Here is a 23,988-nt window from a genome sequence, read left to right on the forward strand (position 1 = left end):
GTCCCCGATAGCCAGCGGATCGAAGATCGGCGCTGCGCCGTTATCAAGTAAGAAGGGACGAAAAATCTGCCCGCGCCAGACGAGTGCAGGAAGCGGCGATATAGAACGAAAAAAGCGGCCATAAGGCCGCTTTTAGCGAGACTTCCAGTCGCTCAATGGACTTGGAAGCAAATGTGGCGCAGCGGACGGGACTCGAACCCGCGACCCCCGGCGTGACAGGCCGGTATTCTAACCGACTGAACTACCGCTGCGCGTCGGCCGGACTTTCGTCCGAATCGTAAGAGTCAACCGTGATACCAACCGGCTGATCGCCTTGCGAGGCGCGCAATTTACGCACCCACTTCAATCAAGTCAACAGCGTGCCAGGTAATTTTCTTAAAAAATACCGACTACGGGAGGTCATGAAGAGGAATCGCCGTCCATAGGGCACCTTTTGCCTGAAAAACAGTCAGTTGCACTGGCATACTCAGGTGCTTCTTGTCATGGTCCCGGTCTAGACTGCCAGGACGCCTGGCCGTTCGTAGATATCACAACTGCCTACGTGATCCAGCCACCATGCCGTCATCACTTAGCTTCACGGAGTGCCTAGTTTGGCTTCCCCCGCAGCACTGCAGAAATTTCGCCAACATGCGCCTCTAATCGTCAGCGCAGCTATCGTCGTGCTCTTCGGCTTCTACCTTGCCGGCCAGATAAGGACATGGCTTCAGCTTACCCAGGCGCCGGCAGCAGCCACCACGGACAGCAACCAGCCCGCTGGAGTCGTACCGGACCTGCAACGCATGGAAAGCCTGTTCGGCACACCAGCGACAACAGCAGGCCAACGCTATAGCCCCGATGCATCGAGTTCTGATCTAACCTTGCTGGGCAGTTTCGTTCATGCTGATCCGGCTCGCTCCACCGCAATCATCCAGTTAAGCGGCCAGCCGCCGCAGCTGTATCGGGTCGAACAAGAACTGGAATCGGGGGTGCGCCTGCACAGCGTTCATCCAGACAGAGTCGAAATACTGCGCGGCGGGCGCGTTGAAAGTCTGTATTTTCCCAGCGTTCGCTCCGCGACAGCCGTACCCGATAATCTGCCGGACTACAGTGAACCGGCAGAAATGAATCAACCAGACCCGCAAGCGGAGATGCTTCAGCAGCAGATGGAAGCGCTCCGCCAACAGATGGAAGGGGCAAACAGCCCGCCAGATACCATGCCCTCCGACGAACAGCCCACGGAAGACAACTGACCGATGCTGCCTTTTTCCTCCCGCCCGCTCATTGCCTTGCTCGCCGCCGGTCTGCTCGCCGCCCCTCTGCCTGTGCTAGCGGCCGACCCCGGAATCGAGCCGAGCGAAACCCAACAGGACGGCTGGACGATCAATCTCAAGGATGCCGATATCCGGGCCTTCGTCGATCAGATCAGCCAACTGACCGGACAGACCTTTATCGTCGATCCGCGCGTAAAGGGCCAAGTCAGCGTGGTGTCGTCGACAACGCTCTCGCTGTCGGAGGTCTATCAGCTATTCCTCTCGGTCATGGCGACACATGGCTACAGCGTGCTCACGCAGGGCGAAGTCGCACGAATCGTGCCGAATGCCGAAGCGAAATCCGAGGCCGGAGGGGGCCCGACCGGTGGTGATTTACTGGAGACCCGCGTGATTCAGGTCCAGCACACATCCGCTACCGAACTGATTCCGCTGATTCGCCCATTGGTGCCCCAATATGGCCATCTCGCCGCCGTCAGCTCTGCCAATGCGCTGATCATCAGCGATCGCAGCGCCAACATCGCACGTATAGAGGACCTGGTCCGCCAGCTCGACCGCGCTCAAACCGACGACCACAGCGTGGTGAACCTGCAGTACGGCTGGGCCGTGGATATCGCCGAAGTGCTGCGCAACACGCTGGCCCGGGGTGAAGCCCGCGATACCGCAGGTGCCCAGATCATCGCTGACTCGCGCACCAATCGGCTGATTTTTACCGGGCCGGAGCAGGCGCGACAGAAGCTCGCCAATCTGGCGAAGACGCTCGATACGCCAAGCACCCGCTCGGCCAACACACGAGTTATCCGCCTGCGCCACAACGATGCGAAAGCCCTGGCCGAGACCCTCGGAGACATCTCCGAGGGTCTCGCAGCCCCTGCCGACGGCGAAGCTCAAAGCAGCCGGCAGCAGAACATCCTCATCCGTGCCGACGAAAGCCTCAATGCTCTCGTCATGCTCGCCGAGCCCGAGCTGATCGGCACCCTCGAGTCGATCGTGCGCCAACTGGACATTCCACGCGCCCAAGTCATGGTCGAAGCCGCCATCGTCGAAGTCTCCGGCGATATCACCGACGCGCTTGGCGTGCAGTGGGCCGTGGATGCGCGCGGCGGCACCGGTGGCATCGGCGGAGTCAATTTCGGCAATACCGGCATTTCCGTCGGCAGCGTGCTAACTGCGATGAGAGAGGATGAGATCCCTGACAGACTTCCCGACGGCGCCATCATTGGACTAGGCACGCGTAGCTTCGGCGCCTTGATCACTGCACTTTCCGCTAACAGCAAGAGCAACCTGCTATCGACCCCAAGCCTGCTGACACTGGATAACCAGGAAGCGGAAATCCTCGTCGGGCAGAACGTTCCTTTTCAGACTGGCAGCTACACGACCGATTCGTCCGGGGCCAACAACCCATTCACGACCATCGAGCGAGAGGATATCGGCGTAACGCTCAAAGTCGTGCCGCATATCAATGACGGCGCAACCCTGCGCCTGGAGATCGAGCAGGAAATCTCATCGATTGCTCCATCGGCAAGCCTGTCAGCGCAGGCCGTCGACCTGGTGACCAACAAGCGTTCGATCAAGAGCACTATTCTTGCCGAAGACGGCCAGGTGATTGTCCTCGGCGGGCTGATTCAGGACGATGTGACCCAGACCAACTCCAAAGTCCCGTTGCTTGGCGACATTCCACTGATCGGTGGACTGTTTCGCTCCACCCAGGAAACCCACGTCAAGCGCAACCTGATGGTTTTCCTGCGACCGACAGTCATTCGTGATCGCGCAGGACTGGCAGCACTTTCCGGTAAAAAGTACAGCGACATCCGGGTCATCGAAACTGACTCGGACAGCCCAAGCATTCTTCCGGCCACGCCGGAGCGACTGTTTGACGGTCAGGGCCAGCCGGCACCAGCCATCGACCTTCGATCCAACGAGCCGGAACAACGTCGCGAAGTGCCTAAAGCCCCCGCAACGCAACGAGCGCCACAAACCTTCACGCCACAGGCACAACCTCAGGAGCGGTCATCGTCGACACGTTCGGGCTGGGCCGTACAGGTCGCCAGTTTTCAGAACCGCGATAGCGCCGCGACACTGGAGCAAAAGCTGGCGACCGAAGGCTTCGATACCTATACAAGAACGACAGGCCGCACCCATCGCGTCTTCGTCGGTCCAGTCGATCAGCGTCAGGAAGCCAGTCAGCTTCGCGACCAGCTATCCGAGGAACAGCGTCTGGATGGTTTCGTGGTCAACTTCGAAACCACTGACAATTGATGGGACGGCTGATGCTGATCGCCGGCGCCTTTAACTAGCCTGTCCTTAAAAGCGAAACCCCGCAATTAGCGGGGTTCGTCAATCCGAGACGGTTTTTCAGAGCGCCTGTTCTCTACATCAGAGCGCGGCCAACCCTCGGGCGAGATCAGCCTTAAGATCTGCCACGTCTTCCAGGCCCACCGCTACGCGAACCAGGCTATCGCGGATACCAGCGGTGGCGCGATCTTCAGGGGAAAGACGGCCATGGGTGGTTGTCCCCGGGTGGGTGATGGTGGTCTTACTGTCGCCCAGATTGGCGGTGATAGAGACCAGGCGGGTCGCATCGATGAAACGCCATGCACTATCCTTACCCCCCGCCACCTCGAAACTCAACACCGCTCCGAAGCCTTTCTGCTGACGCTTGGCCAGCTCGTGTTGCGGGTGGCTGGGCAGACCGGCGTAATACACCTTTTCAATGCCCGGCTGTTGTTCGAGCCACTCGGCCAACACCTGTGCATTGGCGCAGTGGGCCTGCATGCGCAGCCGCAAGGTCTCCAATCCCTTAAGGAAGACCCACGCATTGAAAGGGCTCAGCGTCGGGCCAGCTGTGCGCAGAAAACCCACCACTTCTTTCATCTGCTCGGATCGCCCGGCAACCACGCCCCCCAGGCAGCGTCCCTGCCCGTCGATGTACTTGGTTGCGGAATGAATGACGATATCAGCACCGAGCGCCAATGGCTGCTGCAGCACCGGTGTGCAGAAGCAGTTGTCCACGGCCAGCATGGCGCCCTTGGCGTGGCAGAGCTCAGCCAACGCCTCGATATCGACCAGTTCAGCCAAGGGGTTCGACGGCGATTCAACGAAGACCAGCTTGGTATTGGGCTTGAATGCAGGTTCCCAAACACCCACGTCCGTGAGCGGAACGTAGTCGACCTGAAGACCGAAGCGCTTAAGATACTTTTCGAACAGCGAGACCGTTGCACCAAACACGCTCCGCGAAACCAGCACGTGGTCGCCAGCCGAGCATAGGCTCATAACCGTCGCCAGAATCGCGGCCATACCGGAGGCGGTCGCTACGGCCTGCTCGGCGCCTTCCATGGCGGCGATGCGCTCTTCGAATGCTCGCACAGTAGGGTTGGTGTAGCGCGAATAGACATTCCCCGGCACCTCACCGGCAAAACGTGCAGCGGCGTCTGCAGCACTGCGGAACACGTAGCTGGAGGTGAAGAACAACGGCTCGCCGTGCTCACCCTCGGGCGAACGATGCTGGCCCGCACGAACGGCCAATGTATCCATGCCTGCGTCGGACAAGTCACTGTCCAGACGGCCAGCGTCCCAGTCAGTTGTCATAGTCTTTTCACCCTGAGCCGAGGCGGCCGAGCCGCCGGGTTGTCGATCAGTTGTTATACAGGTCGATGATTGCACTGCCTGCAACGCCCTTGTTCTTGCTCAGGTCGTTGCGGGCCTGCTCGATCTTGTGCAAATAGACATCGTCGATATCACCGGTCACATATTTGCCGTCGAACACAGCGCAATCGAAATTCTCTATCTTCACCTTGCCGCCGCCGACCGCTTCGATCAGGTCAGGCAGATCCTGATAGATTAGCCAGTCGGCGCCGATCAGCTCTGCGACCTCTTCGGTGCTGCGATTATGCGCGATGAGTTCATGCGCGCTGGGCATGTCGATGCCATAGACGTTCGGATAGCGAACAGCAGGCGCGGCGGAACAGAAATAGACGTTCTTCGCCCCCGCTTCGCGGGCCATCTGAATGATTTGCTTGCAAGTGGTACCGCGAACGATGGAGTCGTCCACCAGCATGACGTTCTTGCCACGGAATTCGAGGTCGATGGCGTTGAGCTTCTGGCGTACCGACTTCTTGCGCGCGGCCTGGCCCGGCATGATGAAGGTTCGACCGATGTAGCGGTTCTTGACGAAGCCTTCGCGGAACTTTACACCCAGGCGATTGGCCAGTTCCAACGCTGCCGTGCGGCTGGTATCGGGAATCGGAATCACCACATCGATATCGTGATCCGGGCGCTCACGGAGAATCTTGTCGGCGAGCTTCTCACCCATCCGCAGACGCGCCTTGTACACCGAAACGCCGTCCATCAGGGAGTCCGAACGCGCCAGATAGACGTGCTCGAAAATGCACGGCGCATAATGAGGATTCGGTGCGCACTGGCGAGTGTGCAACTTTCCGTCTGCAGTGATGTAGACGGCCTCGCCCGGAGCCAGATCGCGGATCAGCGAGAAGCCCAGCACGTCCAGTGCGACGCTTTCGGAAGCGATCATGTATTCGACGCCTTGATCCGTATGACGCTGGCCGAACACGATCGGGCGAATGGCATGCGGATCACGAAAACCGACGATGCCATAGCCGGTCACCATCGCCACGACCGCATAGCCACCCACGCAGCGCTCGTGCACCTTGGCCACTGCGGCGAATACGTCTTCCTCGGTGGGTTGCAGCTTGCCACGCACGGCCAGCTCGTGCGCGAACACGTTGAGCAACACCTCCGAGTCGGAGTTAGTGTTCACGTGGCGCAGGTCGGACTCGTAGATCTCTTTGGTCAACTGGTCGACGTTGGTCAAATTGCCGTTGTGCGCCAGGGTGATGCCGTAGGGCGAGTTCACATAGAACGGCTGCGCCTCCGCCGAGCTGGAGCTGCCGGCAGTCGGATAACGTACATGGCCGATGCCCATGTTACCGACCAGGCGCTGCATATGGCGCTGCTGAAAGACGTCGCGAACCAACCCGTTGTCCTTGCGCAGGAACAGCTTGCCGCCGTCGCTGGTCACGATTCCGGCTGCATCCTGCCCACGGTGTTGCAGTACGGTAAGCGCGTCATACAACGCCTGATTGACGTTTGACTTACCGACGATGCCGACAATGCCACACATGCAAGGAACCTCTCAGTTATTACAGGCTGATCCGGACATGGCGCAGGCTTGAAAGCCTCCAGCACGCCCGTTGTAAAGAATGCTCATCTCAACCGGAAGCGTCGAGCGAGCCGGCTACCCATTGGCTTCCAAACCCGAGAATCAGGTTTTTTGACCAATCGGCAACCAACAGAAAATGCGGCAGCAATGTCGATTCGCGCCACCAGGGGTCCTGCTGTACAGGCGCAAGGCTGAGAAGCCCCACCAGCACTACGATCAGCAGTCCACCTCGGGCCGCACCAAACACCATTCCGAGAAAGCGATCCGTGCCGGACAGTCCGGTCACCCGAACCAGCTCACCGATGAGGAAATTGATCAGCGCCCCTACCAGCAAGGTCACAACGAACAGAATCACGCAGGCCGCGATGACTTGAAAGGATGGGGTACTGATGAACTCTGCAAGATGGTGCGACAGCGCACCACCGAACATCCAGGCGACAACACCTGCAATGATCCAGGTGAGCAGGGAAAGCGCTTCCTTAACGAAACCGCGCTTCAAGCTGATCAGACTGGAGATGACCACAACGGCGATAAACGCCCAATCGACCCAGGTGAGCGTCACGGGGTTTCCTGCAAAGAAGAAAGGCGGCGTATTTTAGCAGAGCGCCCGCCACGGAGTAAGCACCGCGAATTCGCTCTTGCCGGCAGCGGGCTAGCCACCGGCAGGTAAGCCTGTCGACGGCCGATGCAGAGCGACTTCAGCCCTGTTCAGGCTTGAAACGCACAACGAACCCGTTCAGTTTCTGCTGCCGCTGCAGCTGGTCACGCAAACGATTGGCTTCCGCCCGTTCCACCAAAGGCCCGACGAAAACACGATTCATTCCATCCGCGGTGCGTATATAGGCGTTATAGCCCTGAGACCGCAGCGTTTTCTGCAGCTTGTCGGCGTTCTCGCGGCTGGAAAGACTGGCCAGTTGCACCGACCAGCTGACCGGAAGGTTCGCCGCATCCAGTCGTTTCTCTTCGGGCGCGGCCGGCACGGAGGCCGGCGCTTTGACGGTTGCTGGTTCAGTCGCTACCGGAGGCACCGGCGGCGGCTCGACAGGGGCTGGACTAATGGGGGCCGCCGGCGCATCAGCCTCGGTTGTCGGCTGTGCCTCGTCGATAATTTCATACTCTTCAGGGAAGGGCTCTATCTGCGGCTCCGGGACCTCGACAGGTCGCGTCTCGATCGCAGGCGCAGCGGGCGCCTCAGGCATTTGCGGCGCATCTACGGCAACCTGCCGGCCAGCATCATCACGATTGAATAGCATCGGGACGAATATCACGGCTAGCGCAACAAGCACCAGCGCACCGACGATACGCTGAAGTAAACCTCTATCCACCAAGAGCATGTCCTCCACCCGTTGCGTATCGCTCAAGCCATGTCAGCGCTTCAGCCACGCAATAAAAAGATCCGAACAGCAATATCTCATCCCCCTCCGCGGCCTGATCACACTGCTGCTCGAGTGCTTGGGATATTCCGGGGTAGATAGTGACGGTCGCGCCCCGTTCCTTCAATGACGAACTCAGCTCCGCTGCGGAGCGCGAGCGAGACGTCGCCAATGGCGCAACCGCCCAGCTGTCCACGACCGGGCGCAGTTCGTCGATCACACCTGACAAATCCTTGTCAGCTAGTAAGCCGAACACTGCAAGTCGGCGACCGGATTTCGGCTGCTGCCGGAGTTGCGTAGCCAGATAGGCAGCCGCGTGAGGGTTGTGCCCCACGTCGAGCAATATCACTAACTCTCGCCCCTTCCAGCGAATCGTCCGCTGGTCCAGACGCCCGGTAATACGCGTATCCCGTAATGCTTGGATGAGCGGCGCAGGACGCCAGGACGGCTCGAGCAATGCAAACGCCTGCAATGCAACTGCTGCGTTTTCCAGCGGCAACCTGAGCAATGGCAGATTTCGCAGCTCCAGGGCGTTACCTGCCCCATCCTTGCCATACCAGTGCCAACAGGTGGCTTCTCTCACCAGATCGAAATCGAGCCCACGTACCAGCAACGGCACGGCAGACTGATTCGCGTACTCCAGCATCGACTCTGGCGGCGAGGAATCACCGCATACGGCGGGTTTAGCAGAGCGAAATATGCCAGCCTTTTCGAAAGCCACGCTCTCACGCGTAGAGCCTAGCCACTCGGCATGATCCAGGCCGACGTTAGTAACCACCGCCACATCGGCATCGACCAGGTTCACCGCATCGAGGCGGCCACCAAGTCCGACCTCCAGTACTACGGCATCCAGTGCCTCACGCTCGAACAGCCAGAAGGCGGCGAGCGTACCCATCTCGAAATAGGTCAGGGAAACGGAGCCACGGGCCTGTTCAACCGCCTCGAAGGCATCACAAAGCGCTTCGTCGCTGGCGTCCACGCCGCCAAGGCGAACGCGCTCGTTGTAGCGCAACAGATGCGGTGAGCTGTAAACACCCACTGTCTTGCCCTGCCCCGCCAACATCTGGGCGATAAAGGCGCAGGTCGAGCCTTTACCATTTGTACCCGTGACCGTAACGACCTGAGGAGCCGGGCGTGTCAGCCCAAGCCTTGTCGCCACCGCACGGCAGCGATCGAGCCCCATATCAATGGCGGTAGGGTGCAGCTGCTCGAGATACTCGAGCCAGTCCTGCAGGCTCCGCCGGGTCATGCGCTAGCCGTCACCAGAGCCGGCTCCGCTGGCGTAGGCAGCTGTTGCAGCTGAGCAAGCAAACGCGACAGACGAGCACGCAACTCGGCGCGCGGGATGATCAGATCGATGGCGCCGTGATCCAGCAGGAACTCGCTGCGCTGGAAACCTTCTGGGAGCTTTTCGCGCACCGTCTGCTCGATCACGCGCGGCCCCGCGAAGCCGATCAATGCCTTGGGCTCGGCAACGATCACATCGCCCAGCATGGCCAGACTCGCCGATACGCCGCCATAAACCGGATCGGTAAGGACGGAAATGAACGGCAGCCCCTCTTCGCGCATCCGTGCCAGCACCGCAGAAGTCTTGGCCATCTGCATAAGCGAGATCAGTGCCTCCTGCATCCGGGCCCCGCCGGACGCGGCAAAACAGACCAGAGGGCAACGCTGTTCAAGCGCGGCATTGGCGGCGCGAACGAAGCGCTCTCCGACAATAGCGCCCATGGAGCCTCCCATGAAGGAGAACTCAAATGCACAGGCCACGACCGGCATACGCATCAAGGTCCCGCGCATGGCAATCAGTGCATCCTTTTCGCCCGTCTGCTTCTGGGCAGCGGAGAGACGGTCCTTGTACTTTTTGCTATCGCGAAACTTCAATCGATCAACAGGCTCGAGGTCGGCCGCGATCTCTTCGCGTCCTTCGTTGTCAAGAAAGATGTCCAGACGCGTACGCGCGTCGATACGCATGTGATGCTGACACTTCGGGCAGACATCCAGTGTTTTCTCCAACTCCGGACGATATAGAACCGCCTCGCATGACGGGCATTTGTGCCACAGGCCTTCGGGCACTGAGCTTTTCTGCGTTTCCGAGCGCATGATCGAAGGGATCAGCTTGTCTACCAGCCAGTTGCTCATGCTTTTATTCTCCACAGCTTGTCAGTCCCGCGCGTAACAACTGCACGCACCGGAAATTTATCGTTGCGACCGTCTCCATTGGAGCTCACCACGTCGCGTAGGCGATAGCCCAGAGGGGGCGCTGTCGCTGAAACTTGAGCCGCCACCCTTAACAGGCGGGTATCAATGGCGGGCCCGCCAATCCAGCGAATGGTAACTGGACGGCAATGCCCATCGGTTCGTCACATCGCCGTCCTTACCAGACGAATGAACTCACGCACCTTTTCGACATCCTTGATGCCCTTGCTTGACTCCACTCCACCACTGACATCGACGGCGAACGGGCGCACTCCGGCCACAGCCTGTTGAACGTTCTGAGGGGATAGTCCGCCAGCGAGTATCAGCGGCTTGGGCAGATCTGCTGGAATCAGCGACCAGTCGAACACTTCGCCCGTTCCACCTGGAACACCTGCCACGAAAGTATCGAGCAAAATGGCGCTAGCCCCGGCATAACGAACGGCCTGCGCGCGAATGTCTTCGCCCGGCTGGACTCTGAGCGCCTTGTACCATGGGCGGTGAAAGCCTTCGCAATCAGCCGGTGTTTCGTCACCATGAAATTGCAGCATATCCAGCGGCACGGCATCGAGTATTTCATTGAGCTCGCAACGCGATGCATTGACGAACAAGCCTACGGTTGTGACAAAAGGTGGCAAAGCGGCAATGATCGCACGCGCCTGCTCGATGCCAACCGCGCGCGGGCTCTTGGCATAGAACACCAGGCCGATAGCGTCCGCTCCCGCTTCGGCAGCGACAAGCGCGTCCTCGATACGGGTAATTCCACATATCTTGCTACGAACGATAGGCAACGGCAGGTACCTGCGAAGAAAGACGCTGGATGGTAACAAAAGCGCCACAGGCTGCAACCTGCATTGCTGTGCCAGTCGGCGTCAGGACGACAGCTCCTGCCCCTTCTGCGCCTGCCGGTTTCCTGACCTTAGGTTCGTTGATTTCGGACATCCGGCAAGCCAGACAGAAAATGCGGCCCGAGATAGCGCTCAGGCAATTGGAACTGCTCCGGATAATCCACCTGAACCAGATACAGGCCATAAGGATGAGCCGTCACTCCACCGGTCCGCCTAACCCGCGACTCCAGCACCTTCCTGGCCCACTCCACCGGCCGTTCCCCCGCGCCGATAGTCATCAGCACACCAGCGAAGTTGCGCACCATATGGTGCAGAAAAGCATTGGCGCGGACATCGATCACGATGAGCCGCCCATACTCAAGCAACTCCAGATGATGAATCGTTTTGATCGGCGATTTCGCCTGGCACTGGCGCGCCCGAAAAGCGCTGAAATCGTGGGTCCCGACAAACGCCTTGGCCGCTTCGCGCATCAGCGCGACATCCAGCGGGCGATGATTCCAGGTCACCTCTTCGGCAAGATGCGCGGGACGGATCTGATCGTTGTAAATCACATAGCGATAGCGACGGGCCATGGCACTGAAACGCGCATCGAAGGTTTTCGGCATCTCCTTGGCCCAGGTGACACTGATATCGCCCGGCAGGTTCATGTTCGCACCCATGATCCAAGCATGCATGGAGCGGTTCACTGGCGTGTCGAAATGCACCACCTGGCCGCAGGCATGTACGAGCGCGTCGGTACGCCCCGCACAACTCAGCACGACCGGATGACCACCAGCAACTTTACTCAGTGCACTTTCCAGCGAGAGCTGAACAGACGGCACACCATCGCGCTGTCGTTGGAATCCGCGGTAGCGTGAACCTTTGTATTCAACCCCGAGGGCGATTCTGAAAACGTCAGCGGCAGCCGATGGGGCTGCCGCTTCAGATACTGCATCAGTCATGGTCAGGCTAGTTTGGCGAGCATATCTCGCGCCTCTTGCTGCTGGGCATCGCTACCCTCGCTCATAACCTCATCGAGAATGTCGCGAGCACCTTCCGCATCACCCATATCGATGTAGGCGCGAGCAAGGTCAAGCTTCGTAGTGGTTTCATCAGTATCTGAGAAGAAATCGAAATCATCGTCCAAAGCGTCCGATGCTGCCTCGACGGGCGCGATCGTACCCGCTGGCTGCTCGGGAAGATCGACCGGCTCAACGTGTCGCGAGAGGTCGTCTAGCTCGGCCTCGACCTCATCCAATTCTGAGTTAAAGCGCGCAGAGGTTGTTTCTTCGGCAGCCTCGTCAGCCAGCGATAGGTCGAACTCCTCAGGCATATCAGCCGGCTGTGCGGAGTCAGAAAGTTCGAAATCAAAATCATCGGCCGGCTCGAGCGGCTCGGACTTGGACGCTTCCTCTTCGAGGCCGGTCATCAATTCGTCATTGCGATCGGTAGTGGCGGGCTGATCATCGAGATCGAGCGAGAAGCCGGCCAGCTCGTCCTCAAGAGAAACCTCATCCGACTTGGACGATTCGTTCAGATCGAAAGAGAAGTCGTCTGCGCCCTGCTCTTGGGTCGCGTCGAGGTTGAGTTCGTCGAAATTGAGCTCGTCCAGTTCCTCTGTGGCCTGATTAGCCGGCGCGGTCGTACCGGCCAGGTCGTCGTCCAACTCAAGATCGTCCAGGCTCAAATCAAAACTGTTGTCCGCGCTTTGATCTGTGGCTGGCGCAGGCTGTTCAAGCTCAAGATCGTCCAGGCTGAAACTGTCGAAGTCGTTGGTACTCGCCGAGGCTGCCGCAATACCTGCTCCCGCGGCAGCAGCCATTGCCGGGTATCTGGCCTTGGTCTGCTCTATAGCGGCGGTAGAGCCGCCAATATCCCGAAGTTCCGCCTCTTGCCGAGCGAAGCCCTCGCGATCGCCGAGTTCGGCATAGACTTCCATAAGTTTGAGGCGCAGGTCACTGCGCTGCGGCTCATCGTTCAATGCATTTTGCAGCAGGTCCGCGGCCTGATTGAAACGACCATAGGCGATATAAATATCGGCTTCGGCAAGCGGATCGTTGCTAGCCGCTGCAAGCGAGTCCGCCGAATGCGCGTCGGCACCCTCAGTGCTGCGATCGGCCGGTTCGACATCCGGCGAATCGAGGTCATGCTGCGCTACGTAAAACGCGTCCGGCGCGTCATCGGCCAGCAGACTTTCCTGCAGCTCGGCTTCTTTCATGGCGTTGCGGCGCGACAAAGCCATCAAACCGACCAGCAACAGCAGCAGCGCACTGCCCCCCAAGACACCGAGCAGTACGGGATTTCCCAACAGTTCATCGACGTAGCTGTCGCTTTCGGGCGCCTGAGCATCTGCAACCGGCGCGACAGGAGCCGCAGGCGGCTGAGCGGCCGGCTCCTGGGGTGCTATTGCTTCGTTCTGAGGTACCTGCGACGCCGAAGCGTCAGCAGTAGTCTCGGACTCGGTTTCTGTCTCTGGCGCGACTTCAGTCGCTTCCGGTGCAGCAGGTGTGTTTGACTCAATCTCGTCGATCGGAGGATTTACAGACGCCTCGGTGCCCGCTGCCGGCTCCCCTCCAGTCGCCAACTGAGCCTGTAGTTTGGCAAGCTGGTCATCCTTGAGTTGCATCAGGCGCTGCAGTTTGTCCAGCTGACCCTGTAGGTCGTTGAGACGGTCCTTGAGATCCAGGTTCTCTCGACGACTGGAATCGAGGCTTTCCTCGGCAACGGAAAGTTTGTCGCGCAATGCTGCCGCGTCCCCCCCCGTTCCGGCATCGCTGCCAGTGGTGGACTTCCCTGCTTCCGGCGCAACCAGTCGCAAGCTATCGCCCTGCTCGCTGCGAGAAGGTGCGGCCCCGGCCGACCCGCGCTTCGTGGCGTCGAGCTGACGCGCCCCCGCGACAGTCGAGCCAGCAGCCTGACGCCAGCTGGCATTCTGTTGCGCAACCTGCTGAATAGCCTCAGCTTGCGAACGGCTACCAATCTGCTCGGCGTTCGGCAAGCGCAGCACTTGGCCATTCTTCATCCGATTGATATTGCCGCCAATGAACGCGTTCGGGTTCAGGTCCTGAATGGCCAGCATGGTCTGATGTACGGTGCCGCCCTGCCGCGCGCGCTCTGCAATTTCCCAAAGCGTGTCGTTGGGCGTGACCTTGTATTCGTTACTTGGCTGCGCGGACGGGCTAGCGGATACCGGAGCAGCCGGGCTTGCCGGCCGCGGAGTCGAGACGGGACGGGACGACGGGGTCGCAATCGGTAGCTGAGGTGCAACGGCGGCAGCGATCTCCGGAGAGTACAGCGGCGGATCCAGCAGCAAGGTGTATTCACGCAGGAGACGGCCACTGGGCCAGAGCACTTCGATAAGAAAGTTCAGGTAGGGTTCGCGAACCGGCTTGGTCGACGACACCCGAATGATGCTTTTACCGTCAGGGCGCAATACAGGGGTAAAGGTAAGGTCCGTCAGAAAATACTGCCGGTCTACACCCGCCCTATTGAAATCTTCAGCGGATGCCAGAACCGGAACCACCTCACCCGGCGCCAAAGTTTTCGCGTCCAGCAGTTCGATTTCAGCCACCAGCGGTTGATTCAGCGCGGACTTCAGCGTGACCTCTCCCAGCCCCAGCGCATAAGCCATTTCGGAAGTCAGCGCGGTAGCAGCCGCGATTGCCAGTACCAGATTGCGAACCCGAACCATTATGTAAATCCTTGTTTTTTAACTTTTCTCGGATGTTCGAGAGGGTCTTATAGTCACTGCCCGCGCCCGCCAGGTGGCGGTTCCCCCCGTCAGCGATAAGCCTAAACAGCGTCGTTAGCTAGAATAGTTCTTCGAATTTCCAGTAAGTATCTTTTACAGATAGTGTTTTATCAACAACTCACCAGACCGTGCGGCATTGCCTGCCGCGCCTTTTCGCACGTTATCAGACACAATCCACAAATTAGCCCGCGCACTTCAGCAAGACATGTCGCCGCCAAGTCATCCCGGCCGCTAGAGGCTCGCCATAGCCATTCAGCCCAACCGAGCACCCCGACGCTCTACCGTCCGAGGATAGCCATGACTGGATCGGCCACAGCGGAAACGCCCGCAATCGAAAGGGCATCACTGTAGCCGATACCGCCCCTCGCGCAGAACCATTAAGGCTTAACCCGACGAACCGTCGCGCGGAGTTCCTCCCCAAAAAACACCGCAGCACCTTTAGCTTCCGACACAAAAAAAGCGCCGCGGCAGTGCCGAGGCGCTTCTAGTGTTTCTTTTCTTTCGGCTTATCGCTCCAAAAGAATACGCAGCATGCGGCGCAACGGCTCGGCAGCACCCCAGAGCAGCTGATCGCCAACGGTGAACGCGCCCAGGTAATGCGAGCCCATATTCAGCTTGCGAAGGCGGCCAACGGGAACACTCAAGGTACCGGTCACTGAGGTCGGACTCAGCTCCTGCATACTGGCGTCACGGTGGTTCGGGACGAGCTTAACCCAGGGATTATGCTGACTGATCAGCCCCTCGATATCCGAGATGGGCACGTCTTTATTCAGCTTGATGGTCAACGCCTGGCTGTGGCAGCGCATCGCGCCCACGCGTACACAGATACCGTCCACTGGAATCGGGCTTTTGAAACGACCGAGAATCTTGTTGGTTTCCGCCTGAGCCTTCCATTCTTCCCGGCTCTGCCCGTTCGGCAGTTCTTTGTCGATGTAGGGAATCAAACTACCAGCAAGCGGAACGCCGAAGTTATCCACGGGGAAAGCTTCGGAGCGTTGACACTCGGCGACCTTGCGATCGATTTCCAGGATTGCGCTGGCCGGGTCTGCAAGCTCGTTGGCAACCGAGGCATTAATGCTGCCCATCTGCTTGATCAGCTCACGCATGTTCTGCGCGCCGGCACCGGAGGCAGCCTGGTAGGTCATGGCGCTCATCCAGTCGACCAGCCCATGCTCGAACAAGCCGCCAAGCCCCATCAGCATCAGGCTGACGGTGCAATTGCCGCCAATGTAGTTGAGGGTGCCGGCGTCAAGCTGATGGTCGATGACCTTGCGATTGACCGGATCGAGCACGATGACCGCGTCGTCTTGCATGCGCAACGTCGAAGCCGCATCGATCCAGTAGCCTTTCCAGCCCGCTTCGCGCAGCTTGGGGAATATTTCGCTGGTGTAGTCGCCACCCTGGCAGGTGAGGATCACATCGAGGGATTTCAGCTCATCGATGCTGTAGGCGTCCTTCAGCGGCGCGGTGTCCTTGCCGATCGACGGGCCCTGACCGCCTACGTTGGAGGTGGTGAAGAACACTGGCTCGATAAGGTCGAAATCCCGCTCTTCCAGCATTCGCTGCATGAGCACGGAACCGACCATACCGCGCCAACCGATCAGACCTACACGTTTCATCGCAACTACCTATATATATGTATGGCCCGCCTGGCAGGCCGTCGATAACAAAATACGCTTTCGGGTTCGAAAGCGAGGGCGCGCCGTGCCGTGGCACCGCAACGCCTCGCCATCACTCGGCGTCTTCCGCCTAGCCGCCGCCCGCAAGCTCTGTCAACGGCCGGTGCAATGGGACCCGAGAGATTACAACTTCGCGAGCGCCGCGACTACTGCGTCACCCATTGCCTGAGTATTGGCCTTCTTGCAGCCGTCGGACCAGATATCGCCTGTACGCAGCCCCTCGTCGAGAACATTGCTGACGGCCTGCTCGATGGCGTCCGCGGCCGCGACTTGGTTGAAGCTGTAACGCAGCATCATCGAAACCGAAAGAATGGTTGCCAACGGGTTGGCGATGCCCTGGCCTGCGATATCCGGGGCCGAGCCATGGCAGGGCTCGTACATGCCCTTGTTGTTCGAATCCAGTGAAGCAGACGGCAGCATGCCGATCGAGCCGGTCAGCATGGAAGCTTCGTCCGACAGGATGTCGCCGAACATGTTGTCGGTCACGATCACGTCGAACTGCTTCGGTGCGCGCACCAGCTGCATCGCTGCGTTGTCGACGTACATATGGCTGAGTTCGACATCCGGGTAGTCCTTCGCAACCTCTTCCACCACGGCGCGCCACAGCTGGCTGGACGCCAGGACGTTGGCCTTGTCCACCGAGCAGAGCTTCTTGCCACGCACGCGGGCCATGTCGAAACCGACCCTGGCGATCCGGCGAATCTCGCTCTCGCTGTAAGGCAGGGTATCGAAGGCCATGCGCTCGCCGTTTTCCAGCACCTTGCTCTCGCGCGGCTGACCGAAATAGATACCGCCGGTCAGTTCACGGACGATAAGGATATCCAGCCCGGCAACGATCTCCGGCTTCAGGCTGGAAGCCTCGGCCAGCTGCGGGTACAGCAGCGCAGGACGCAGGTTGCCGAACAAACCCAGTTGCGAACGGATTTTCAGCAGCCCGCGCTCAGGACGGATGGCGGGATCGATGGTGTCCCACTTTGGCCCGCCCACCGCGCCGAGCAGGATGGCGTCGGCAGCACGGGCACGCTCCAAGGTCTCGTCGGCCAGGGGCACGCCGTATTTATCGACCGCGGCCCCGCCCAGCTCGTCGTAGCTGAGCTGGAAGTCGAGCTGGAACTTGTCGTTGGCCAGCTCCAGCACCTTGACCGCCTCGGCCATGATTTCCGGTCCGATACCGTCGCCGGGAAGAATCAGAATCTGTTTGCTCATCATGTTTTCTCGAGTTATTCAGTGGGGCGGTCGCCATCGCGACCACCTGGAATCTGTGAGGAGACCGGCTGACCGTACATCGCTTTGATGCGTCTATCCTGCTCGTCGGCAGAAAAAGACTCCCAAATCAGGTCGTTGACGTCCGTCTCGCTGGAGAAGCCTTGCACTCCATCGTCCTCGAAGCCGACATGGCGCAGCTGGCCGCCATGCCCAGTCTGCTGGTTGATGGAGAAGTTCAGCTGATCGGTCCGCCACATTGCGTACCGGCCGGGAACCACCACATCAGCCGACTGACCTAGCCGGCGGCTATAGTCAGCAATTGAATCATCAAGGTCATCCACCGCCAGGGCGATATGAAAACGCTTCATCGTCACCTTCTCACTTGATCGCGCCGAACAGCCAGGGCTGGCTTTGCTGATGCCGGATCTCGAAGGCCTTGATGGCATCTGCGTCCTGCAACGTGAGGCCGATATCATCCAGACCGTTGAGCAGGCAGTGCTTGCGAAACGCGTCGACCTCGAAGCTGTACTGCACGCCATCCGGGCGCGTTACCGTCTGCGCCGCCAGATCCACGGTGAGCTGATAGCCCTCGGTGGCCTCGGCCTGCTCGAACAGCGCATCGACCTCTTCTTCCTTCAGCACGATCGGCAGCAGGCCGTTCTTGAAACTGTTGTTGTAGAAAATGTCGGCAAAGCTCGGCGCGATAATCGCGCGGAAGCCGTACTCTTCGAGCGCCCAGGGTGCATGCTCACGGGACGAACCACAGCCGAAGTTTTCACGCGCGAGCAGAACGCTGGCGTTTTGGTAACGAGGAAAATTCAATACGAATTCCTGGTTTACCGGACGACTCGAGCAATCCTGATTGGGCTGACCCACGTCCAGATAGCGCCACTCGTCGAACAGGTTCTGACCGAAACCGGTACGCTTGATCGACTTGAGAAACTGCTTCGGAATGATCTGATCGGTATCGACGTTGGCGCGATCGAGTGGCGCGACGAGACCGGTGTGCTGGGTGAATGCTTTCATGTCGGTCTCCTCAGGCCTGGATCAAATCACGAACATCGACGAAACGACCGGTCACCGCGGCGGCGGCAGCCATCGCCGGGCTCACCAGATGAGTCCGTCCGCCAGCGCCCTGCCGCCCTTCGAAATTGCGGTTGGAAGTGGACGCGCAATGCTCGCCGCTGCCCAGCTTGTCGGGGTTCATCGCCAAACACATGGAACAGCCGGGCTCACGCCACTCGAAGCCAGCTTCGAGAAAGATCTTGTCGAGCCCTTCCGCCTCGGCCTGTTGCTTGACCAGCCCGGAACCTGGCACGACCATCGCTTGCTTCACCGTAGCCGCCACCTTGCGGCCCTTGGCCACTTCGGCAGCGGCGCGCAGGTCTTCGATACGCGAGTTGGTGCAGGAGCCGATGAAGACGCGGTCGAGTTGAATATCGGTGATCGGCTGGTTGGCACGCAGGCCCATGTACTTCAGCGCTCGGGTGATGGAATCGCGCTTGACCGGATCAGCTTCGGCCGCCGGATCAGGCACATGCTGGTCGACTGCCAGAACCATCTCGGGCGACGTTCCCCAACTGACCTGCGGTTTGATTTCTTCGGCATTCAGCTCGACGACCGTGTCGAATACCGCGTCGTCGTCGGACACCAAACTCTTCCAGAGCTCGACGGCATTGTCCCAATCAGCGCCCTTAGGCGCGAATGGGCGACCTTCGACGTAAGCGATCGTCTTCTCGTCCGCCGCCACCATACCTACGCGTGCGCCGGCCTCGATGGACATGTTGCAGATGGTCATGCGCCCTTCCATCGACAGTTCGCGAATGGCGCTACCGGCGAACTCCAATGCATGGCCGTTGCCTCCGGCGGTGCCGATCTTGCCGATCACCGCCAGGACGATGTCCTTGGCGGTCACGCCGAAAGGCAACTTACCTTCGACGCGCACCTGCATGTTCTTCATCTTTTTGGCGACCAGGCACTGGGTCGCGAGTACATGCTCGACCTCGGAAGTACCGATCCCATGCGCCAGCGCGGCGAATGCACCGTGGGTGGAGGTATGCGAGTCGCCACAGACGACCGTCATGCCCGGCAACGTCGCGCCCTGCTCCGGCCCGATGACATGGACGATGCCTTGGCGAACATCGTTCATCTTGAATTCGAGAATGCCGAAGTCGTCGCAGTTTTCGTCCAGCGTTTGTACCTGGATACGCGAGACTTCGTCGGCGATGGCTTCCAGGCCGCCCTGACGTTCGCCCTTGGTGGTCGGCACGTTGTGATCGGGAGTCGCGATATTGGCGTCGATGCGCCATGGCTTGCGCCCTGCCAGGCGAAGCCCTTCGAATGCCTGCGGTGAGGTCACTTCGTGCAGGATATGACGGTCGATGTAGATCAGGGACGAGCCATCGTCACGGCGCTTGACCTCGTGCATTTCCCAGAGCTTGTCGTAGAGCGTTTTGCCGGCCATCGGACTTTCCTCATCAGTGCGTTGGGCTAAAGCCCTTTTGCTTATGGGGTTGATGCTAGGGGGTTGCGTCGAATTACTCAAATTCATATTTTTCATCTAACGCATTCCATATAGGAATAGCGGTACGCTGTTCCTAGTCCAGTAATAACGCGCCTTACCCGACCTTCCGGGAGACAACCAATGGACCTTGCCAACCTCAACGCCTTTCTCGCCATCGCCGAAACGGGGAGTTTTTCTCTGGCCGCCGAGCGCCTGCATCTGACCCAACCGGCCGTGAGCAAACGACTGGCTGCGCTGGAATCACAGTTGAACGTACGGCTGTTCGATCGTCTCGGACGCGAGATCGGTCTCACTGAAGCAGGCAGAGCCCTGCTTCCACGGGCCTATCAGATTCTCAACGTGCTGGACGATACCCGCCGCGCGCTGACCAACCTCAACGGCGACGTCAGCGGGCGACTGAGTCTGGCGACCAGCCACCACATCGGTCTGCACCGTTTGCCGCCCTTGCTGAGGGCCTTCACTCGCGCCCACCCACGCGTGAATCTGGATATCCGTTTTCTCGATTCGGAAATCGCCTATGAGGAAGTCCTGCACGGGCGCGCCGAACTCGCGGTGATCACCCTGGCACCCAAAACGGCGGCTCCGGTTCGCGCCCACAAGGTCTGGGATGATCCACTCGACTTCGTGGTGGCCCCCGAGCATCCCCTGGCACAAAAACGCGAGATCACGCTGGCGGACATTGCCGGTTATCCGGCGGTATTTCCGGGCGGCAATACCTTTACCCACCATATTGCGCAACGGTTGTTCGAGCGCGAAGGCCTCATCCCGAATATCGCGATGAGCACCAATTACATGGAGACGATCAAAATGATGGTGTCCATCGGCATCGCCTGGAGTGTGCTGCCGCGCACAATGCTCGATGATCAGGTGGTGCGTTTGCCACTGGCGGGCGTTCAGCTGTCACGGCAACTCGGCTACATCACCCACACCGAGCGCACCCTGTCGAACGCGGCGAAAGCCTTCATGGCGCTGTTGGATGCCGACTAACCGCACTTGCACTCTGCCATCAGCTACGGATAAGTTCGCGGCACAAGAACAAGATCGTCAGAGCGCCCATGAGAATCGCCTGTCATCGCCCGATCCGCGATTCCCTGATCCTTCCGATCGAGGCCTTTTATGCTTCCTCCTGAGCCGCTTCAGAACGCTACCGCACATGAAGCGGAAAACCCCTGGCAGGATGCCTCTCGCCTGCTATCGGTGCTCGACGGTGCGGGAGTCGGCGTATGGTCCTGGGACTTGTCATGCGGCATCGTGCATTGGTCAATCGGTACGGGCCTGCTTTTCGGGCTCACCGAACCGCTCGTCGAAATTAGCCTCGATTATTACCTAACGCTCATCGCTGCGGAGGACCGCCCTCATGTCGACGCCATTGTCCGCTCGGTACTGAAGGGCGGCGAGTCACGCTTCAGCTTTCGTCATCGGGTGCGTTGGCCGGACGCCAGCGTGCGCTGGCTGGAAATCGATGGGCAGCGGCAAGACAGCGGCACGCCACCTTCGATGATAGTCGGCATCATCCGCGACATCACCGATCAGCATCTTCAGGCCCAGGCCCTCGAAGACAGCCAGGAGCGGCTCGAGTTGACACTCGAATCGGCAGAGCTGGGCAACTGGGAATGGCACATTCCCAGCGATCGCCTCTATGCGTCCACCCGGGCCTCCGAGCTGCACGGCATCGTCGACGGTCCCTTCAATGGGGCATTCCGCGAGTTTTTCCGCTCCGTCGCGGCCAAAAACCGTCAGACCATGCGCGAGGCATACAGCGATCTGCTCGCAGGCCGACGCCAAATCTACCAGACGACCTATCAGGCGGAGCACACCGATGGCACCGCCCGCCATCTGGAGAGCACGGCAAAGCTGTATCGTGACGAGCACGGCGCGCCGCTGCGGATGGTCGGCATCATCATCGACGCCACCGAACGCGTCCTGCGTGAACAGCACCTTGCCGCATCCGAAGCGAAATTTTCTGCATTGTTCCAAGGCAGCCCCGACCCCATTGCGCTCTCGCGCATCCGCGACGGTGTCTTCGTCGACGTCAATCCGAGCTTCACCGCCGTATTCGGCTGGGAGGGCGGCGACATCATCGGCCGCTCGGCCCCGGAAGTAGGCATCTGGCGCGACGAGGCACAGCGACAGGCGCTCTACCAACAGCTGACTCGCGACCAGCATCTGGAAAATGCCGAGGCGCAATTTCGCACCAAGGACGGCCATGTCGTCACCTGCGTGGTCTCCAGCCGCTTCATCCGAATCGATCGACGGCTGTGCATCGTCACGACCTTCCGCGACATCACCAAGCGCCAGCAGGCCGAGGCGGCGCTGAAGGTCAGCGAGGCCAAATTCGCCATGGCGTTTCATTCGAGCCCAGACGCCATCATTATCAGCGAGCGCAGCACGGGACGTTTCATCGAAGTCAACGAAGGCTTCCATCGCCTTTCCGGCTACCGTCCAGAGGAAGCGATCGGCCGCACGTCCACCGAACTGGGCGTCTGGCCCGGTACGCAGCGCCAAGCGCTGCTCGAACGTCTCAATCGCGACGGCCGCGTGGCCAATTGGGAAATGATCGGACAAGATCGTTACGGCAACCCCAAACACATCGAGGTCTCGATTGAACCGATCGAACTCAACGACACCGCCTGTCTATTGCTATCGGCACGGGACATCAGCCAGCTGAAGGCTGCCCACGCGCAGATTCATCACTTGGCGTATCACGACCCGCTGACCAATCTGCCCAACCGCGCCATGCTGATGGATCGCCTGACGCAGCAGACTTCCCTGCACAAACGACACAATCTGCGCGGCGCCTTGCTGTTTCTTGATCTTGACCACTTCAAACACATCAATGATTCACTCGGGCATCCGGTGGGCGATGCCGTATTGAAGATGATCACGGCTCGCCTCGAAGCCAGCACCCGTCAGGAAGACACGGTCGCCCGCCTCGGTGGCGACGAATTCGTCGTGTTATTGACCGGGCTGAGCGGTCGCCGCTCGGAGGTGACTCGTCATGTTCGCCAGGTGGCCGAAAAACTGCGCACGCTGCTCGCCGAGCCCATGATTTTCGAGGGTAATCGGCTGCAGGTCACGCCGAGCATTGGCATCGCCCTGATGCCTGATCACGGCGAGACGCCGGCCGATCTGCTGAAGCGCGCCGACATCGCGCTCTACCGAGCCAAGGACGCCGGACGCAATGCCATTCAGCTGTTCCGCACGACGATGCAGGAAGCCGCCGTTGCCCGCATGAAACTGGAGAGCGAGTTACGGCTGGCGCTGCAGCGTCACGAATTCGAGCTACAGCTGCAACCCCAGGTGAACGCGCGTTCCGGTGCGGTGATCGGCGCGGAAGTCCTGCTACGTTGGCATCAGCCAGCGCACACCCCACGCTCCCCCGCCCAGTTCATCGACGTGTTGGAAGAAAGCGGCTTGATTGTCGAGGTCGGCAACTGGGTCATAAAGGAAGCCTGTCGAATCGGTGCATCGCTACTGGCCAGCGGTCTCGTACATGCCGATCATTTCAGCCTTTGCGTCAATATCAGCCCCCGCCAGTTCCGGCAGAGCGAATTCGTCGAGCGCATCCTCGAGGCGCTGAAGACCAGCGGGCTTCCGCACAAGATGATCAAGCTGGAAATCACCGAAGGCATCGTGATCCACAATCTGGACGACACCATCGCCAAGATGCGTCGCCTTTGCCGGCATGGCGTAAGTTTCGCCATGGACGACTTCGGTACCGGCTACTCCTCGCTTACCTATCTGAAGCGCCTGCCGGTGAACCTACTGAAGATCGACCAGTCCTTCGTTCGAGACGCGCTGGATGATCCCAACGACGCTGAGATCATCCGTGCCATCGTCGCGATGGCCAGGAGCCTGGAATTGGAAGTGATTGCCGAAGGCGTCGAACAGCAGGCACAGCTCGACCTGCTGCAATTGCAAGGCTGTTATCTTTATCAGGGTTATCTGTTCAGTCGCCCATTGCCGTTGGCCGAGTTCAGTGAGCTTCTGATATCGCACCCGACGACCT

General features: G+C 59.6%; 18 protein-coding genes, 1 tRNA gene and 1 pseudogene. 4 read left to right on the top strand and 16 right to left on the bottom strand.

Translation table 11 applies throughout. The features are described 5' to 3' along the window. Window positions 1–174 precede the first annotated feature (174 nt). Window positions 175–251, bottom strand: a tRNA-Asp gene (locus tag UF78_RS12230). 408 nt (window positions 252–659) lie between these two features. On the opposite strand from UF78_RS12230, the gene UF78_RS12235 reads away from it, so the two are divergent. Both UF78_RS12235 and gspD read left to right on the top strand, forming a co-directional pair. Continuing rightward, window positions 660–1,229, top strand: a complete 570-nt coding sequence (locus tag UF78_RS12235; protein ID WP_230623637.1) for a type II secretion system protein N — start codon at window positions 660–662, stop codon at window positions 1,227–1,229. A 3-nt stretch (window positions 1,230–1,232) separates the two neighbouring features. Further along, a complete protein-coding gene (gene gspD / locus UF78_RS12240; protein WP_045162492.1) occupies window positions 1,233–3,506 on the top strand; it encodes a type II secretion system secretin GspD in 2,274 nt (757 codons plus the stop codon). Between the two features lie 117 nt (window positions 3,507–3,623). Here gspD and UF78_RS12245 read toward each other — a convergent pair whose 3' ends face one another. The 15 genes and pseudogenes from UF78_RS12245 to leuC form a co-directional block, all read right to left on the bottom strand. Further along, a complete protein-coding gene (locus tag UF78_RS12245) occupies window positions 3,624–4,835 on the bottom strand; it encodes an O-succinylhomoserine sulfhydrylase (RefSeq protein WP_045162493.1) in 1,212 nt (403 codons plus the stop codon). Window positions 4,836–4,881: 46 nt separating this feature from the next. Further along, a complete protein-coding gene (gene purF, locus UF78_RS12250) occupies window positions 4,882–6,387 on the bottom strand; it encodes an amidophosphoribosyltransferase (protein WP_045162494.1) in 1,506 nt (501 codons plus the stop codon). Window positions 6,388–6,475: 88 nt separating this feature from the next. After that, on the bottom strand, window positions 6,476–6,988 hold the full coding sequence (locus tag UF78_RS12255; RefSeq protein ID WP_025242227.1) for a CvpA family protein: 513 nt from the start codon (window positions 6,986–6,988) through the stop codon (window positions 6,476–6,478). A gap of 136 nt (window positions 6,989–7,124) precedes the next feature. Next, on the bottom strand, window positions 7,125–7,760 hold the full coding sequence (locus UF78_RS12260; protein WP_196298662.1) for an SPOR domain-containing protein: 636 nt from the start codon (window positions 7,758–7,760) through the stop codon (window positions 7,125–7,127). Further along, the gene (folC, locus tag UF78_RS12265; RefSeq protein WP_045162496.1) at window positions 7,744–9,048 is read right to left on the bottom strand and encodes a bifunctional tetrahydrofolate synthase/dihydrofolate synthase; all 1,305 of its coding nucleotides are present in this window, start codon (window positions 9,046–9,048) and stop codon (window positions 7,744–7,746) included. Before folC ends, UF78_RS12260 begins: the two co-directional genes overlap by 17 nt. Further along, entirely contained in the window at window positions 9,045–9,938 is an 894-nt protein-coding gene (gene accD / locus UF78_RS12270; RefSeq protein ID WP_045162497.1) for an acetyl-CoA carboxylase, carboxyltransferase subunit beta, read from the bottom strand. Before accD ends, folC begins: the two co-directional genes overlap by 4 nt. Before the next feature lie 221 nt (window positions 9,939–10,159). Next, window positions 10,160–10,783 (bottom strand): phosphoribosylanthranilate isomerase, encoded by a 624-nt coding sequence (locus tag UF78_RS12275; RefSeq protein ID WP_045162498.1) that lies wholly within the window; start codon window positions 10,781–10,783, stop codon window positions 10,160–10,162. Between the two features lie 128 nt (window positions 10,784–10,911). Further along, a complete protein-coding gene (truA, locus tag UF78_RS12280) occupies window positions 10,912–11,781 on the bottom strand; it encodes a tRNA pseudouridine(38-40) synthase TruA (protein WP_045162499.1) in 870 nt (289 codons plus the stop codon). Window positions 11,782–11,783: 2 nt separating this feature from the next. Further along, complete coding sequence (locus UF78_RS12285) at window positions 11,784–14,510, bottom strand: FimV/HubP family polar landmark protein (RefSeq protein ID WP_045162500.1); 2,727 nt, start codon at window positions 14,508–14,510, stop codon at window positions 11,784–11,786. 153 nt (window positions 14,511–14,663) lie between these two features. Then, window positions 14,664–14,759 (bottom strand): annotated as a pseudogene (locus UF78_RS22885) (aspartate-semialdehyde dehydrogenase); the annotation flags it as partial. A gap of 317 nt (window positions 14,760–15,076) precedes the next feature. Continuing rightward, window positions 15,077–16,189 carry an aspartate-semialdehyde dehydrogenase gene (gene asd, locus UF78_RS12290; RefSeq protein ID WP_045162501.1) on the bottom strand — a complete coding sequence of 371 codons (1,113 nt, stop codon included), beginning with the start codon at window positions 16,187–16,189 and terminating at the stop codon, window positions 15,077–15,079. Window positions 16,190–16,372: 183 nt separating this feature from the next. Then, the gene (leuB, locus tag UF78_RS12295) at window positions 16,373–17,455 is read right to left on the bottom strand and encodes a 3-isopropylmalate dehydrogenase (RefSeq protein ID WP_045162571.1); all 1,083 of its coding nucleotides are present in this window, start codon (window positions 17,453–17,455) and stop codon (window positions 16,373–16,375) included. Between the two features lie 14 nt (window positions 17,456–17,469). Next, window positions 17,470–17,823, bottom strand: coding sequence for a hypothetical protein (locus tag UF78_RS12300; RefSeq protein WP_045162502.1), 354 nt, complete (start codon window positions 17,821–17,823; stop codon window positions 17,470–17,472). A gap of 10 nt (window positions 17,824–17,833) precedes the next feature. After that, window positions 17,834–18,481, bottom strand: coding sequence for a 3-isopropylmalate dehydratase small subunit (gene leuD, locus UF78_RS12305; protein ID WP_045162503.1), 648 nt, complete (start codon window positions 18,479–18,481; stop codon window positions 17,834–17,836). A gap of 10 nt (window positions 18,482–18,491) precedes the next feature. Further along, the gene (gene leuC / locus UF78_RS12310; RefSeq protein WP_045162504.1) at window positions 18,492–19,919 is read right to left on the bottom strand and encodes a 3-isopropylmalate dehydratase large subunit; all 1,428 of its coding nucleotides are present in this window, start codon (window positions 19,917–19,919) and stop codon (window positions 18,492–18,494) included. 180 nt (window positions 19,920–20,099) lie between these two features. Between leuC and UF78_RS12315 the strand changes: the two genes are divergently transcribed. Together UF78_RS12315 and UF78_RS12320 are read left to right on the top strand one after the other, a co-directional pair. Then, window positions 20,100–20,966, top strand: coding sequence for a LysR family transcriptional regulator (locus UF78_RS12315; protein ID WP_045162505.1), 867 nt, complete (start codon window positions 20,100–20,102; stop codon window positions 20,964–20,966). A gap of 129 nt (window positions 20,967–21,095) precedes the next feature. Beyond that, on the top strand, window positions 21,096–23,988 hold a 2,893-nt coding region (locus tag UF78_RS12320; protein WP_080890613.1), incomplete at its 3' end, for an EAL domain-containing protein.

Origin of the sequence: Stutzerimonas stutzeri (assembly GCF_000952685.1) — a bacterium.
In the GTDB taxonomy this organism is placed as follows: Bacteria; Pseudomonadota; Gammaproteobacteria; order Pseudomonadales; family Pseudomonadaceae; genus Stutzerimonas; species Stutzerimonas stutzeri_E.

What these genes read in the sequence shown, in the direction of transcription:
- leuC (WP_045162504.1), bottom strand. Translation starts at nt 19,919, where the DNA reads ATGGCCGGCAAAACGCTCTACGACAAGCTCTGGGAAATGCACGAGGTC.
- UF78_RS12285 (WP_045162500.1), bottom strand. Translation starts at nt 14,510, where the DNA reads ATGGTTCGGGTTCGCAATCTGGTACTGGCAATCGCGGCTGCTACCGCG.
- truA (WP_045162499.1), bottom strand. Translation starts at nt 11,781, where the DNA reads ATGACTGATGCAGTATCTGAAGCGGCAGCCCCATCGGCTGCCGCTGAC.
- UF78_RS12260 (WP_196298662.1), bottom strand. Translation starts at nt 7,760, where the DNA reads ATGCTCTTGGTGGATAGAGGTTTACTTCAGCGTATCGTCGGTGCGCTG.
- folC (WP_045162496.1), bottom strand. Translation starts at nt 9,048, where the DNA reads ATGACCCGGCGGAGCCTGCAGGACTGGCTCGAGTATCTCGAGCAGCTG.
- UF78_RS12315 (WP_045162505.1), top strand. Translation starts at nt 20,100, where the DNA reads ATGGACCTTGCCAACCTCAACGCCTTTCTCGCCATCGCCGAAACGGGG.
- leuB (WP_045162571.1), bottom strand. Translation starts at nt 17,455, where the DNA reads ATGAGCAAACAGATTCTGATTCTTCCCGGCGACGGTATCGGACCGGAA.
- asd (WP_045162501.1), bottom strand. Translation starts at nt 16,189, where the DNA reads ATGAAACGTGTAGGTCTGATCGGTTGGCGCGGTATGGTCGGTTCCGTG.
- gspD (WP_045162492.1), top strand. Translation starts at nt 1,233, where the DNA reads ATGCTGCCTTTTTCCTCCCGCCCGCTCATTGCCTTGCTCGCCGCCGGT.
- accD (WP_045162497.1), bottom strand. Translation starts at nt 9,938, where the DNA reads ATGAGCAACTGGCTGGTAGACAAGCTGATCCCTTCGATCATGCGCTCG.
- UF78_RS12245 (WP_045162493.1), bottom strand. Translation starts at nt 4,835, where the DNA reads ATGACAACTGACTGGGACGCTGGCCGTCTGGACAGTGACTTGTCCGAC.
- purF (WP_045162494.1), bottom strand. Translation starts at nt 6,387, where the DNA reads ATGTGTGGCATTGTCGGCATCGTCGGTAAGTCAAACGTCAATCAGGCG.
- UF78_RS12300 (WP_045162502.1), bottom strand. Translation starts at nt 17,823, where the DNA reads ATGAAGCGTTTTCATATCGCCCTGGCGGTGGATGACCTTGATGATTCA.
- leuD (WP_045162503.1), bottom strand. Translation starts at nt 18,481, where the DNA reads ATGAAAGCATTCACCCAGCACACCGGTCTCGTCGCGCCACTCGATCGC.